At 70.8% G+C, this 14448-nt stretch carries 15 protein-coding genes; 6 read left to right on the forward strand and 9 right to left on the reverse strand.

Features of this window, described 5'->3' with window-relative positions; translation table 11 throughout:
• Positions 1–44: 44 nt before the first annotated feature.
• Complete coding sequence (locus tag G1H10_RS17235) at positions 45–1091, forward strand: LacI family DNA-binding transcriptional regulator (protein ID WP_163740032.1); 1047 nt, start codon at positions 45–47, stop codon at positions 1089–1091.
• A 15-nt stretch (positions 1092–1106) separates the two neighbouring features.
• Here the strand turns inward: G1H10_RS17235 and G1H10_RS17240 are convergent, their stop codons facing one another.
• Positions 1107–1826, reverse strand: a complete 720-nt coding sequence (locus G1H10_RS17240) for a DUF2267 domain-containing protein (RefSeq protein ID WP_163740034.1) — start codon at positions 1824–1826, stop codon at positions 1107–1109.
• 260 nt (positions 1827–2086) lie between these two features.
• Between G1H10_RS17240 and G1H10_RS17245 the strand changes: the two genes are divergently transcribed.
• From G1H10_RS17245 to G1H10_RS17265, 5 genes are all read left to right on the forward strand, one after another.
• Positions 2087–3403: an alkaline phosphatase family protein gene (locus G1H10_RS17245; protein ID WP_163740036.1), complete on the forward strand. Its 1317-nt coding sequence runs from the start codon at positions 2087–2089 to the stop codon at positions 3401–3403.
• A gap of 84 nt (positions 3404–3487) precedes the next feature.
• Positions 3488–4579 (forward strand): lysylphosphatidylglycerol synthase domain-containing protein, encoded by a 1092-nt coding sequence (locus tag G1H10_RS17250; protein WP_246219646.1) that lies wholly within the window; start codon positions 3488–3490, stop codon positions 4577–4579.
• Positions 4580–4686: 107 nt separating this feature from the next.
• Entirely contained in the window at positions 4687–5073 is a 387-nt protein-coding gene (locus G1H10_RS17255) for a DUF3054 domain-containing protein (protein WP_163740040.1), read from the forward strand.
• 111 nt (positions 5074–5184) lie between these two features.
• Positions 5185–5871, forward strand: coding sequence for a GAF and ANTAR domain-containing protein (locus G1H10_RS17260; RefSeq protein ID WP_163740041.1), 687 nt, complete (start codon positions 5185–5187; stop codon positions 5869–5871).
• A 93-nt stretch (positions 5872–5964) separates the two neighbouring features.
• A complete protein-coding gene (locus G1H10_RS17265) occupies positions 5965–7308 on the forward strand; it encodes a cryptochrome/photolyase family protein (RefSeq protein WP_163740043.1) in 1344 nt (447 codons plus the stop codon).
• A gap of 1 nt (position 7309) precedes the next feature.
• Here G1H10_RS17265 and G1H10_RS17270 read toward each other — a convergent pair whose 3' ends face one another.
• The 8 genes from G1H10_RS17270 to G1H10_RS17305 form a co-directional block, all read right to left on the reverse strand.
• A complete protein-coding gene (locus G1H10_RS17270; RefSeq protein ID WP_216853373.1) occupies positions 7310–7810 on the reverse strand; it encodes a hypothetical protein in 501 nt (166 codons plus the stop codon).
• Between the two features lie 9 nt (positions 7811–7819).
• Positions 7820–8278 carry an SRPBCC family protein gene (locus tag G1H10_RS17275; RefSeq protein WP_163740047.1) on the reverse strand — a complete coding sequence of 153 codons (459 nt, stop codon included), beginning with the start codon at positions 8276–8278 and terminating at the stop codon, positions 7820–7822.
• A 69-nt stretch (positions 8279–8347) separates the two neighbouring features.
• Positions 8348–9001, reverse strand: a complete 654-nt coding sequence (locus G1H10_RS17280; protein ID WP_174264460.1) for a response regulator — start codon at positions 8999–9001, stop codon at positions 8348–8350.
• Entirely contained in the window at positions 9001–10260 is a 1260-nt protein-coding gene (locus G1H10_RS17285; protein WP_163740050.1) for a sensor histidine kinase, read from the reverse strand. Before G1H10_RS17285 ends, G1H10_RS17280 begins: the two co-directional genes overlap by 1 nt.
• Positions 10261–10322: 62 nt before the next feature.
• Complete coding sequence (locus tag G1H10_RS17290) at positions 10323–11120, reverse strand: ABC transporter ATP-binding protein (protein ID WP_163740052.1); 798 nt, start codon at positions 11118–11120, stop codon at positions 10323–10325.
• Positions 11121–11155: 35 nt separating this feature from the next.
• Positions 11156–12259: a FecCD family ABC transporter permease gene (locus G1H10_RS17295; RefSeq protein ID WP_163740054.1), complete on the reverse strand. Its 1104-nt coding sequence runs from the start codon at positions 12257–12259 to the stop codon at positions 11156–11158.
• The gene (locus G1H10_RS17300; protein WP_163740056.1) at positions 12256–13377 is read right to left on the reverse strand and encodes a FecCD family ABC transporter permease; all 1122 of its coding nucleotides are present in this window, start codon (positions 13375–13377) and stop codon (positions 12256–12258) included. The genes G1H10_RS17295 and G1H10_RS17300 overlap by 4 nt, the downstream gene beginning before the upstream one ends.
• Entirely contained in the window at positions 13374–14384 is a 1011-nt protein-coding gene (locus G1H10_RS17305; RefSeq protein ID WP_163740058.1) for an ABC transporter substrate-binding protein, read from the reverse strand. The genes G1H10_RS17300 and G1H10_RS17305 overlap by 4 nt, the downstream gene beginning before the upstream one ends.
• Between the last annotated feature and the right edge of the window lie 64 nt (positions 14385–14448).

Here is a 14448-nt window from a genome sequence, read left to right on the forward strand (position 1 = left end):
ATACGCTACGATCGCCCCTAGTCGACTAGCAGAAATCGGGTGCGATGGCAGGCGTCACCATTCAGCACGTCGCTCAGGCCGCCGGTGTATCCCCCACCACGGTCTCCAATCTGCTGAACGGCAGGGCGAATCAGATGCTCCCCGAGACCCGGCAGCGCGTCGAAGCCGCCATCGAGCGGCTCGGCTACCGGCCGAACCGGGCCGCGCGGCACCTGCGCACCGGCCGGTCCCGAACCGTCGGCCTGGTGGTGCCGTCCGTCGGCAACCCGTTCTGGGGCACGTTCGCCCGTTACCTCGAGGCTGCGGCCTTGACCGAGGGGTACAACGTGTTGCTCTGCAACAGCGAGCGCGACCCGGACCGGGAGCGGCGGTACGTCGAAGAGTTATGGTCGGACGGCGTCCAGGGTGTGGTGCTGTGCTCGTCGCTGCCGTCGCTGGAGCACGTCATGCCGCTGATGGACCGGGGCCTGCAGATCGTCGCCTTCGACCGGGCCGCCCAAGCCAACGACGCCGACTCGCTGGTCAGCATCAGCATCGACAACGCCGTCGGCAGCCAGCTGGCCACCACGCACCTCACCTCGCTGGGACACCGGCGGCTCGCCTTCGTCTCCGGTGCGCTCGGCAGTATCAACCGCAAGGAGCGCTACCGCGGATTCACGGCCGCCCTGGAACAGGCCGGGCTGTCCACCGAGAACACCCTCTGGCCGGGTGCGTCCGGCGAGCAGTTCGGCGACGTCGAGACGGCCGAACTGGGTCGCCGCGCCGCACGCGAGCTGCTGGCGACCGACGATCCGCCCACCGGGATCGTCGCCATCAACGACATGTGCGCGCTCGGGGTCTGCCGGGGTGTCCGCGACGCGGGACTGGAGGTCGCCAAGGACGTCTCGGTCGTCGGATTCGACGACATCGTCCTCGCCGACCTCTACGATCCGCCCCTCACCACGGTCCGCCAGCCGATGCCGGAGATGGCCAAGGCGGCGATCGCCGAACTGAAATCGCGGGTCGAGGGCCCCGGCACCGGCCAGGGCCGCTCCCTTCTCCTGCGCCCGGAACTCGTGGTGCGCCAGTCGAGCGCTCCCCCACGGGGCTGAACGCCGGATCTTCGCTCAGCCCGGTCCGCGCCCCGGCGCGATACCGGCGCCGGCCTCGTCGATCCGTTCGTCGACACGGCGGGCCAGTTCCACGTCCCGAGCGGTCACCGCGCCGACCGACGCGGTCTGGATCACCAGCTCCGCCGAGCTGCCGTCTCGATCCACATGCGGCGTGCTCCCGAACTCGCCACGCAGCTCCGAAAGGCCGGCCAGCACCGCGTCCAGGTTCTCGGGCGGGAGTTCGATCGTGCGTCGCAACGCCGTCGCGTCGCCCGTCCAGTAAGGCAACCGTCGCAGCGCGTCGTCGACCTCGTCGTCCGTGAGCGGCGCTTCGTGCCCCGTCGCCCCGGTGATTCCGCCACCGGGACCGGGATCGGCGAACAGCGGCCGTATGGCATCGGGCAGGTGCAGGCTGCGGACCAGCTCCGGATCCTGCTCCGCCAGTGAGGAGAGCACTGTCTGCACGCGCAGCGGGACGTCTTCCGGGGGCTGCTCGGTCACCATCGCCACCGCGCGTACGAACGTCGCGTCGTCCCAGTGGCGGACGGGTTCGCCCGCCGGGAGGTCCTCCCGGAACTCTCCGGGAAGACCGTGATACAGGCGGTCCCTCCCGTCCTGGTCGAGGACGCGCGCGAGCACGGCGAGGGTGGCCCTCGTCAGCGTGCGCGCCTGGGGAGTGTCGAGGCCGAGGTTCCTCGACACGGCGGTAAGAAGCTCTTGGTATTCCACGCTCATCGGCTTCCACTCCTCGATCGACCGGGTCGTCGGGGCCGGTGATGGCTCGCGTACCCACCGGACGCCCGGCCGAAACGGCCCACCGGCCCTCGAACGTGACTGCCCGAGTCGGCCCATAGTCAGCCCGTCGTCCGCCCGCGGTGCGCCTGCACCCTTTCACCGATGCGACCGCCGCCGTTCATTGCCGGGACAACTTTCACCGTCTATGGTCTAGATCACTCCGGAATGGGTCCATTCAGGCAAGGACGAGGTGAGCTGACATGACAGTGTCTCGACGTTCGGTGCTGGGCGGTATCGCGGCCACGGTGGCAGCCGTGCCACTCGGGGGTGTCGCCGTCGCCAACCCGGATGCGACGACGGCGCAGCGGCGGTCCCGCCACGTCGTCCTGGTGGACTGGGACGGCTTCGACCCTGACTACCGCGGCCGCGTCCCTACGCCCAACCTCGACCGGCTCGCCGCACGTGGCAGCCTCTCCATCGCCGAGACCACGTTTCACACCGTCTCCAACCCGGTCCGAGCCTCCATGAGCACCGGCGCCTACCCGGAGACGCACGGCAACGTCGCCTACGTCTACGATCCCGCGACCGACACCGCACAGGGCCAGAGCCGATTCCTTGCCGCCGAGACCATCGCCGAGGCGCTGGCGGCCGAGGGGCGCACGATCGCCTCGGTGCAGTGGTACATGATCCAGAACAACGGGGTCACCTACGGCGATCCCGAGCACCTCTACGTCCAGCCGGGCGGGCCCTTCCAGCAACGGGTCGACGCCGCGATCGACATCCTCCACCAACGCCCCGTCGATTCCAACGGTCAGCAGGTGACGGTCCCCAAGATTCCCGATTTCCTCGCCGTCTACAGCTCCGACCTCGACGGGACCGGCCACAACGAAGGGCCGGACAGCCCGGCGATCGGCTCCATCCTCGCCGAACACGATCACCAGCTCGGCCGCCTCATCCAGGCCACCAAGGACGTGGGTATCTACCCGGATACCACGTTCATCCTCACCAGCGACCACGGCATGACCGCGTGGAACCGGACCCTCATCCCGGACGTACTGGCGGCTGTGGACAGCGCCGGATATCAAGCCGAGATCGTCACACCGGGCAACTCGCCGGCTCCGGAGACGGAAGTGATCATCGTGCCGAACTCGGTGCGCGTGGGCCATATCACGCTCCGTGGCCGAGCTGCCGATAACCCCCACCGGCTCAAGATCACCGCCACGCTCCGCCGGCTCCGGCAGGTGATGCGCGTCCTGGACCGGGACGACCTCGCCCGGATCCACGCCAGCGAGAAGCTCGGCGACCTGGCGGTGGAGGCCAGGCCGCCGTGGGGCTTCGCGCTCAGCGAGCCGCCCGAAGGGACGTGGCGCGGCTCGCACGGCGGGCTCGAGGAGATCGAGGTTCCGCTGTTCCTCGCCGGCGCCGGAATCCGTTCCGGTGTCCGTCCCCGCCAACCCAAGATCGTCGACGTGGCGCCGACCATCGCCGAGCTCCTCGGTGCCCGGCCGCCGGCGCAGGCACAGGGCCGTGTCCTCAGCGAGGTCTTCGCGGAAAGCCCGGCGCGATCGCGAGGCTGACACGACGGCGGGGGCGTGTCGACACCCGCCGTTCGCCCGCAGATCAGCATGCGGACGGATCGATCGGGGCACTATGAGAAGGTGATGATCGACGACGTCGACTCGCCGGCCCGGCAGGCCTCAGCCTTCCAGGCCGGCTCACGGCGCCGCGTCATCGGGCTGATCGTGTTCGGGGCGGTGCTCGTCGCGGCGGGCGTGACCGTCCTCCCCACATGCGCGCCGCAGCTGGCCGGTGCCCTGCGAGACAAGCCCGCCGCGCCCCTGCTGCTGACGGCGTGCTGGCTGCTGGCGGCGTCCGCGTCGGTGATCGGCAAGAAGGTCGTCGCCGCGGGTCACCTCACCTGGCGGACAGCGGTCACGTCGCACATCGGCGGCACGGTGGCCAATCGGGTCGTCCCGGCCGGCCTGGGCGCGGCGGGCGTGTTCATCGCCGCCCTGCGCCGTGGAGGCGCCACCACCACCGGAGCCGTCGGCGTGGTCGCCTTGTGGGCCGCCGCCAGCGGTGTCATCCATGCCGTCGGGCTCGTGTTGGGTGTGGCCTGGCTGCGTGGCGGAGGCTCGGCGACGGTAGCGGCGCTCCTGGCGATCGGCGCGACGATCGTGATCGGCCGCCGCGTCGTCACGCGATACGGTACGTCGGTCACCATGTTCCTGAGCCGGCGACGGATGCCTGCCGCCGTTTCCGGCGCCCTCACCACCAGACTCCGCCGGATCGCATCCGCCGTCGGCGAGGTCGTTGCGGCAGCCCGGGCGCGGCCGGGGATGGCGTTCGCGGCACTGCTCGCGCACCTCGCGGCCATGTCGAGCTTGGCCATGGGTTTCGCGACCGCGTCCGCTGTCGTCGGTGTCCCGGTGACGGCCACCGCGAGCGTCGCGGCGTATCTGGCGGGCACGGCGCTGTCGGCCTCCACGGCGACCCCCGCCGGGATCGGGTCCGCGGAGGCCGCGCTCGTGGGTGCCCTCGTCGTCGCCGGCGCCGGCGTCAGCGAGGCTCTGCCTGCCGTGCTGCTCTTCCGCGCGGTGACGTTGCTGGCGCCAGTCGTTATTGCCGCCCTGATCGCCGTCAGCCACCTGCTGTCGGCGATGACGCGCCGAGCGTGGTCAGTGGCGGCGTGGCGAACCGTGGACGGTCCATCAGCAGCTTCCACTCCCCCGTCTGTCGATCCAGTGCCCTGACGTCCCCGCGGTGACACCGCATTGAAGAGGAGCCCGGCAGCCACTGCTGATCCACGGCGGAGCCGGATGCGACAACTGGCCGCGGAAGGTGCGTTAGCGTTGGCGTGATGACACCCTCCGGCGACCTCTCTCGTTCCGTGTGGGGCGCCGGCGTGGTCGACCTCGTGCTCATCGGCGTGTTCGCCGTTGCCGGCCGAAGCAGCCACGATCGCGCCGTCCTCGCACTCGGTTACTTCACGACGCTGTGGACTTTCGCGGTCGGCGCCGCGGTGGGCTGGCTGCTGACACGCGCCTGGCGGCGTCCACTCGCCCCGGTACCGACCGGCGTCGGGGTCTGGCTGTCGACCGTGACCGTCGGCGTCGCGTTGCGGGCCGTCTCCGGGCAGGGCACGGCGATTCCCTTCGTCATCGTCGCCACCGCCACACTGGCGCTGTGCCTGGTCGGCTGGCGGTTGGTCGCCACCTGTGCGGTTCGCGTTCGCGCCGCGCGCTAACGCCCGCCGCGGCCACGTACCGCATTCTTCCCCTGGCCGGTGGGTATCCCTGTTGAATGACATCGATATGTGGCGGCCCTGAACCGCAACCGAACGGTCCGGAGGTCGACCATGCCCGACCCTGCTGATTCCAACGAGTTCGCCGGCTTCGCCGTGGAGTTGCACAGCGAGCCGGACACCGAGCACACGTTGCAACGCGTCGTCGAATACGCACAGGAAGCGACCGGTTGCGACGACGTCGGCGTACTGCTCCGCCGGGAACGTGGCCGGCTGGAGAGCGCACTGACGACCAGTCCCCGGGTCAACGAGTCCGATCGGCTGCAGAGTGAACTCGGCGAGGGACCCTGCATCGAGGCGATCTGGAACGACGACTCGTTCCTCGTGCCGGACACCACCACGGATGAGCGCTGGCCCAAATGGGGCAAGAGAGTGGCCGAGTTGGGCATCCGCAGCGCCATCGGCCTGCGCCTGTCCACTCTGAGGCGGACCATCGGGGCGCTCAATCTGTACGCGAACGAGCCGGAGTATTTCACCGACGACGACCTCGAGGTCGCGGACCTCTTCGCGCAGCACGCGGCGCTGGCGCTGGCCGCCGCAAACGAAGAAGATGGATTGAAACGAGCCATCGGCACGCGGCAGCTGATCGGCCAAGCTCAGGGCATCCTGATGGAGCGCTACAGCCTCGACGCGGATCGCGCGTTCGCACTGATGAGGCGACACTCGCAGCAGCACAACATCAAGCTCAACCGCGTGGCGGAGCAGATCATCGAGACTCGGCGACTCCCCGGGAAAGAATAGGCTCGGCCGCAGGACACATCGTCACGTCCGCGACGACGCGCCTGACCACAACGGCGCCGAGCGTCGCCGGAACGGGTAAAGTCCGTCAAGACGATGACCACCACCACTGTCGCCGTGTTCACCCGCGATCTGCGCGTACACGACAATCCCATGCTCGCGGCGGCCGCCCGCGCCGACCACGTCGTGCCGCTGTTCGTCCGTGATCGCCGCGTCGAGAACGGCACGTTCGCCGCTGGACGTGCACGGTTCCTGGACCAATGCCTCACGGATCTCGACGCTGGTCTGCGCGAGCTCGGTGGGCGGCTCGTCGTGCGCAGCGGAGACCCGGTCGAAGAGATCTGCCGCCTCGCCGCCGAGGTCGACGCCGAGCGGGTTCACCTCTCTCGGGACGTGTCGGCCTACGCAGGCTCCCGAGAGCGCAGCCTGGTCGCAGCGCTCGGCCGTCGTGTGCTCCACGTGCACGACGACGTGCACACGGTGGTGCCGCCGGGCCGGATCCTGCCCCAGGGCAACGATCACTTCGCCGTCTTCACCCCGTATCACCGACGGTGGATCGCGACCCGGTGGCGCGATCCCGTCCCGGCACCGAGACACCTCTCGTTGCCGCCCGGAGCCGGGCGAACCGACACCAACCCGGACGGACCAACGGCCGACGTGGAGCGGCGGGGCGAGACCGCCGGCGTCGCCCGGACTCGTTCCTGGCTGGATACCGGGATCGACGCGTACGAGCAGCGACACGACGATCTCGCCGCCGACGGCACGTCGCGCCTGTCGCCGTACCTGCACCTGGGGTGCGTGTCACCACTGCTGCTGGCGCGGCGCGCCGCCGCGGCCGGGACGGACGGCGCCGCGGCGTTCGCTCGACAGCTCGCCTGGCGCGACTTCCACCATCAGGTGCTCGCGGCCCGGCCGGACACCGCGCACGCCGATTACCGGCCACGCGCAGATCGCTGGAACGATGACGCCGACGGGCTGGACGCCTGGCGAGAGGGGCAGACCGGGATCCCGATCGTCGACGCCGGGATGCGTCAACTCCGCGCCGAGGGCTGGATGCACAATCGTGCCCGGCTGATCACCGGCAGCTTCCTGACGAAGACGCTATACATCGACTGGCGGGCAGGCGCACGGCATTTCTTCACCTGGTTGCTCGACGGCGACATCGCCAACAACTGCCTCAATTGGCAATGGGTCGCCGGAACGGGCACGGATACCCGCCCGAACCGGGTGCTCAACCCGATCCGCCAGGCCCAGCGCTACGACCCCGACGGAGCGTACGTGCGCCGCTACGTGCCCGAACTGGCGCACCTGAGCACTGCGGACGTCCACCAGCCGTGGCGGCTACCCGAGCGTGAACGCCGTGGCTACCCGGCGCCGATCGTGGATCTGGCCGAGGCACGCACCCGCTTCCTCGCCGCCCGCCACGGCGGAGCCGGATAGGTCACGCCGCGAAGGTCTCGGCGGCCACCCGCCGCCGTAGCTCCTCTACCCGTCTGGCCTGATCTTCGGCCCGCTGCGTCAGGTGATCGATCTGTTCGACCGAGAGCCGGCCGTCCCGCTCGGCGACGCTGCGCAGGCTGCGCCAGCCGGACGCCTTGCCCTCGATGCCGAGCTTGAGCAGCTCCAGCTCTTCAAGTGTGCTCAGCGGCGAACGCTGCAGCACGCGACCGTTGGGTTTCAGCCGTCCGGCCAGTTCGGCCGCGACGGCGACTCCGGTCTTATAGCGACGCAACGGAATGCCCAGCGTGCGCATGATGGACATCAACTCGGCCCGGTCGTCGGCGATGTCCGCCGCAAGCCCGGACACGCTCGAGCCCAGTGACGCATCGATGTCGGCTTCGGCCAGGTAACGGGCGCGCCTGGCGCCGAGCGTCGCACCGGCCAGGTGATCGTTGAGGTAGATCGCCAGCAGCCGGTCGCCACGCGGCGACGTGCGCGGCACGCCCACCTCTCAGCCCTCGCGCGGGACTTCGCCGCGCCAGGCCCCGGTCTCGGTACCGCGCGACTCGATGAACTCCTTGAAGTTCTTCATGTCCCGCTCGACGACGCGGGACACCATGCCGGTCTTCTCACCGACCGTTTCCACGGCGCCGGACGGCTCCATCTCCATCTGCAGCGTCACCCGGGTGGTGGTGTCGTCGATCTTGTGGAAGGTCACCACGCCGGACTGATCCGTGCCGCCGGTAGAACGCCAGGCGATCCGCTCCTCCGGATGCTGCTCGGTGATCTCGGCATCGAACACCCGCTCCATGCCGCCGACCTCCACCACCCAGTGCAGATGCCGGTCGTCGACCTGCGTGACGGACTCCACGTCGGCCATGAACTCGGGGAAGTCCTCGAACTGGGTCCACTGGTTGTACGCCGTACTGATCGGGACGTTCACGTCCACGGACTTCTCGGCTGTCGTCATCGTTCCTCCATCCGGCTCGGACGCTCTCGTCATGCGGATACCCTGCAGCCGGGAGCGGTAACGTCCGGATCAGCGCGCCGGGACGATGAACCCTGATTCGTAGGCCGCGATCACCGCCTGCGTACGGTCCCGCGCTCCGAGCTTGGCCAGCACGTTGCCGACATGAGTCTTCACCGTCTCCTGCCCGAGGACCAGCTTCTCCGCGATCTCGGCGTTGGACAGACCGGTCGCCATCAGGCGCAGCACCTCCTCCTCACGTTCGGTGAGGCCGGCGTCCGCCAAGGCGCGCCGGTCCGGGCGGCCGCCGCCGTGCGTCTGGACCAGCCGCTGAAGTGCCGCCGGGAAGAGGATGGAGTCGCCCCGCGCCACCACGCGTACGGCCTCCGCGACCTCGGCCGGGCGGGCGCGCTTGAGCAGGAAGCCGCCGGCCCCGGCCCGCAGCGCCTCGTAGACGTAGTCGTCGTTCTCGAACGTGGTCACGACCAGCACCGCCGGCGGCGCGTCCATGGTGGAGCGCAGGTGCCGGGTGGCCTGGATACCGTCGACGGCGGGCATGCGCACGTCCATCAGTACGACGTCGGGCCGCAGCCGCCGCACCAGCGGTACCGCCTCCGCACCGTCGGCGGCCTCACCGACGACCTCCAGGTCCGGCTGCGCGTCGATGATGGCCCGCAGGCCGGTGCGCACCAGCTCCTCGTCGTCGACGATCGCGACAGTGATCATCACGCGCCGCTCCGCCCGCGCCTGCCACCCAGGGGCAACCGCACCGAGACCTTCCACATGCCGTCATTCTGCCCGGCGCTCATCCGCCCGCCCAACAGCGCCACCCGCTCGCGCATGCCCGCCAGCCCGCGCCCGCCTTGCCGAGGCGTCCCGGGCCCGGCCGAGGCGTCACCGCGGACCGGGTTCACGACGTCGATGGCAAGCGTCGTGCTGCCGACCTCCACGTGCACCGACACCGGCGCGCCGCCCGCATGCCGCGTCGCGTTGGTCAGCCCTTCCTGCACGATGCGGAACCCCTCCCGGGACACCACCGCCGGCATCTGAGCGACGGGACCCGTCACGTCCGCGGCGACGTCCGTCCCACCGGCCCGGACGTCGTCGATCAGCCGGTCGAGATCCGTCAGCTTCCGCGCCTGCGCGGTGTCCGCCCGTCCGTCCTCGCGGAGCAGGCCGAGCACATGGTCGAGGTCGGCCATCGCGGCGCGGCCGGTCTCCTCCACCGCGCTCAGCGCTCGCCGGACGAACTCCGGGTCGGAGTCGAGCAGTTCGCGCGCGGCGGCCGCCTGCAGCGTCGTCACGGTGAGCGCATGGCCGACGGAGTCGTGCAGCTCACGCGCGAGGCGGTTGCGCTCCGCCAGCTGGTCCGCCTCGGCTTCGAGCGCCGCGATCCGCTCGTCCGGCGACGGCCCCATCAGCACCGGCGCCATCATGGCGGCCAGCGCTCCGAGTCCGGCCACCACGTAGCCGAGCGCGACCAGCATGGCCAGCCCCAGCAGGGACAGCCACACCGTGTCATCGCCGTCCAACGGCCCCACCTGGAAGCCGTCCAGTGTCTCCTCACCGATACCGAGCTGCGCGAGGATGAAGACGAAGGCGAGCGGCATCGCGATGAGCAGCGCCAGCATGACGCCACCGCCGGCCACCAGGTGGACGGCGAACCAGAGCGCTCCGCGCAGCCGGGTCTCCGGAGCGATCCGCTCCCCCGGTACATCGGGCACATCGACGCCGAGCAGCAGGCGCGCGGCGGCGATCTCCAGCGTGCGGGTCGCGCGCAGGAATGCGGGGGCACCCGCGATCACCGCCGCCACCGCCAGCAGGAGCGCGATGACCACGAGCGACGACCCGTTCCGGTACATCTGCACGAACGCGAGGGCCAGCAGCACGTACGGCAACGCCACCACTCCGCCGAGCAGCAGATGCACCCCGCGCCGATAGGTGGATCCGCTCGTCAGCGGCGCGAGCAGAGTACGCATGGCCATGACGACGATTGTCTCAACCACACGGAACGCGCGGGACGGATCGGAATGACCGCGGCTCGACGTCACCGCACGGCGGCGTACGGCAAGCAGACGACCGACCCGGTCACCGGGTCCGCCGTCACGGTCGCCCGCACCCCGAACCGTTCGGCCAGGAAGTCTTCGGTCACCACGTCCGCCGGCGCGCCGTCGGCGACCACCCGGCCGTCGGACAGGGCGATGATCCGGTCGCAGTAGTGCGCCGCCTGGTTGAGATCGTGCAGCACCAGCACCACGGTGAGCCGCCGGTCCCGCCGCAACCGCGCGACCAGGTCGAGAACCTCGAGCTGATGCCCCATGTCGAGGAACGTGGTCGGCTCGTCGAGCAGCAGCACCGGCGTCTCCTGCGCGATCGTCAGCGCGATCCACGCGCGTTGCCGTTCGCCACCGGAGAGCCGGTCGACGTAACGCTCGGCATACGCGCTCAGGCCGGTCAGCTCCAGCGCCTCGTCCACGGCGCGGCGGTCGTCGGCGGTGACCCGCGCCAGCGCGCTTCGATGCGGGAACCGGCCATGTTCCACCAGCTCGCGCACCGTGACACCACCCGGAGGGACCGGCCCCTGTGGCAGCACGGCCAACCGCCTCGCCACCTCGACCGTCGGCAGGCGGGCGATGTCCGCGCCGTCCAGCAGCACCGTGCCCGCGTCGGCGTCCAGCAACCTGGCCAGGGCGCGCAGCAGCGTCGATTTCCCGGAACCGTTCGGCCCCACCAGCGCGAGCATCTCGCCCCGCCCCACGTCGGCCGCCAGACCGTCGAGCACGGTCCGGGGCCCGTACCGCACGCGCAGGTCACGCGCGGCGAGGACGTCATGGTCGATGGTCATCTCTTCTCTCCCTGGCCTGAAGTACACATGCCCGCTCACGTTCGTCGCCGGGCCAGCAACGCCACCAGCACCGGCCCGCCGAGCATCGCGGTCACCGCTCCGGCAGGCAGCGACGGCCGGTTCTGCACCCCGTCCTCCGGCCAGAGCGCCGTGAGCAGCTCGGCCAACAGGTCGGCGCTGACCAGAAGACCGGCCCCGACGACGCACGCCAGCGGCAACACCCGGCGTGGATGCGAGCCGACCAGCAGCCGGGCGATGTGCGACGACAACAACCCGACGAACCCGACCGCGCCGACGGCGGCGACGGCTCCGGCGGTCAGCACGGTGGCGGTGGCCAGGACGGCCAGCCGCGCTCGTCCGACCCGCAGCCCGGTGGCGGCGGCGACGTCGTCGCCCAGCCACAGCGCGGCAGCCTGCCGGCTCATCAGTAGCCCGGCCGGCACCGCTACCAGCGCCCACGGCCACAGCACCGCCCAGTCCTGCCAGACCCGCCCGTTGAGCGTGCCCACCACCCAGCGCAGCACCGCCGAGAACAGCGAGCCGTCCAGCAGCAGGAGCACCGACACCAGGCTGGACAACACCGCCGAGACGAGTACGCCGTCCAGCACGAGCCGGACCGCTCCGACCCGCCGCGACCAGCTGAGCACATACGCCAGCCCGCCCGCCGCGAACGCGCCGGCGAGCGCGATCGCTCCGCTCCACAGACCGGGCAGCGTGTCCCACCCGGTCATGGTCAGCACCGCGACGATGGCCAGCACCGCACCCCCGGAGACGCCGAGCAGCGACGGCTCCGCCAGGTCGTTGCGGGTGGCTGCCTGCAGCAGTGCGCCGGCCAGCCCGAGCATGCATCCCGCGACGGCGGCGATGAGCACCCGCGGCAGCCGCAGCCCGAGCACGATGTGGTCGTGATACTCGACGGCGGGTTCACCGCGCAGCGCGGCCAGCACGTCGGCCGGAGAGATGGCCACGTGCCCGACGCCGAGCGAGACCACCATCAGCGCGCCGACGAGGATCCCGCCGGCCAGCAGCACCGTGCCATACCGCCGGGCGCCCCACGGCAGGTCGGAGGCGTGGCGCTCGTTCGGCAGGTCCGCGCGCATCGACGCGGGTTCCGGTGGGCGGGGACGGGTCGCCCTCACGGTTCGCCTCGCCGTGTCCGCGACCGCAGAAGCACGAACAGTACCGGTGCGCCGAACAGCACGGTCCAGACCCCGGCCGCCACCTCGCGCGGATGCGTGAAGGTCCGGCCCAGCTGATCGGCGACGAGGAGCAGCACACCGCCGACGGCGGCCGAGGCGATCGTCACCACCCAGGCATTGGTGGTGCGGGTGGCGCGGCGCACGATGTGAGGCGCGATCAACGCGACGAAGCCGATGGGCCCGCTGACCGCCACCACCGCCGCGGTGAGGCCGCACGCGGCGACCAGGACCAGCCGCCGCGTGGCCAGCACGTCGACACCCAGCGACGCGGCGACGTCGTCGCCCAGGCGGAGAACGTTCAGGCGACGGCTGAGCGCGATGCCCAGCGGAAGGCAGACCGCGGCCCACGGGAGGATGGTGCGCACCTCGTCCCACGACCGGTTGGCCAGGCTACCGAGCAGATACTGATAGAACAGGCCGACGTCGCTGGGCGCCCCGAGGGTGAGCACCGCCACCACGCAGCCGGTCAGGAACGTGGAACAGGCCAGACCGGTGAGCACCAGCACCGCCGGGTCGGAACGGCGTCGCCCGACCAGGATCACACCGAGCCCGATCCCCAGCCCGCCGAGTGTGGCCGCCACCGGCAGGATGCCCCTGCCGATCGGCAGCCCGAGCACGGCCACCGAGGCGACCACCAGCGCGCATCCGCCGCTGACGCCCAGCAGCTCCGGCGCGGCCAGCGGATTGCGCAGCGAGTCCTGCAGCAGCGCGCCGGCGACCCCGAGACTCGCCCCGGCGAGGAGAGCGAGCACGATGCGCGGCGTGCGTAGGTCGACCACGACGACGTGCACGGGATCGTCCGCCGGTGCCCGCCAGGCCTCCACCACGCCGGTGAGGTCAAGACGTGGGTTTCCGACCAGCAGCCCCAAGGCGGCTCCGCTGACCAGCAGCAGGAGGCACGCCGCGGCCAACCACCCCACCCGGCGGCTCACCCGGCCGGGGCGCGCGCCGGACTGCCGGCCGGCGACCGTGCCGACTGTATTCGGCGTGCCGGCCGTATGCGGCGTGCCGGCCGTATTCGGCGTGCTAGGCGCGTTCGGTGTCCTGGGAGTACTCAAGGCGCGGCGATACCGAGCGGCTCCGGGAACTCGTCCGGGTAGACGGTGGGCATGACTACGTCGAGGTAGAGCTGCTCACCGCGGGTTCCCGACGTCGTTCCCCACCAGGCGTTGTCGACCACGTGCACGGTGCCGTTCCGCACCGCCTGCAGCGTGCCCCAGATCGGCTCGTCCTCCAGCTGCTCCACCAGCGCGGGCGCGTCCGGGTCGAAGGCGAAATCGAGGACGAAGATGTGCTCCGGGTCGACGGCGACGATGTCTTCCAGGCCGATCTCCAGAAATCCGCTCTCGCCTTCCTGCGCGGCCGGCCACGGGTAATCGGTGTATCGCGCCAGCAGCCGACCGATGCCGGAGTCGAGCGCGTCGATGCCGATGTCGTTGGTGGCGCCCCCGTACATCGACAGCACCGAGGTCGCCCGCGCGCCGGGCTGGTAGTCGGCCAGCGTGCTCCGGTAGCGCTCGACAGCGGTCTCGGCTTCGTCTTGCCGGTCGGTGAGGACGGCCAAGCGCTGCAGGTTGTCCTCGGCGTCGCCGTCATCGCTCAGCTCCACGCCGAAGAACGGGATGTCTCCCAGGGCATCCTGCAGCTCGCCGTGTACGGCGGCGGAACCGACCACCAGGTCCGGCTCGGCAGCGACGATGCCCTCGATGCTGGGTTCGAAGAACGTCCCGTCGAGCGCCTGAGTGGCGGCGTCCGGACCGAAGAAGTAGGGATGCTGCACCTGGTCGATCTGCAACGACGCGACCGGCTCGACCCCGAGCTCGGCAAGCGCGTCGATGCAGGTGCCGTCGAGGCACACCACCCGCTCGGCGGGCTGCTCCAGGGTGACAGTCTTTCCGGTCCAATCCTCGGCTTCGACCGCACCCGTACCGCCGTCGCTCGCATCCGGAGCATCGGAACCGGCGACTTCCGCCTCATTGTCGGCGTCCTGCCCGCAGGCGGCGAGAGCGAGCGTGAACACGGTGGCAGCCGCCACCGGGATGGCTGTGCGAGATCGGCCGGGCACTGACTCTCCTCTGTCGAGTTCGGGCACACCGGGTGGCCCCGGCATGTTGCCGCCACAGCATACC

This window comes from Phytoactinopolyspora halotolerans, from assembly GCF_010550675.1.
Taxonomy (GTDB): Bacteria; Actinomycetota; Actinomycetes; order Jiangellales; family Jiangellaceae; genus Phytoactinopolyspora; species Phytoactinopolyspora halotolerans.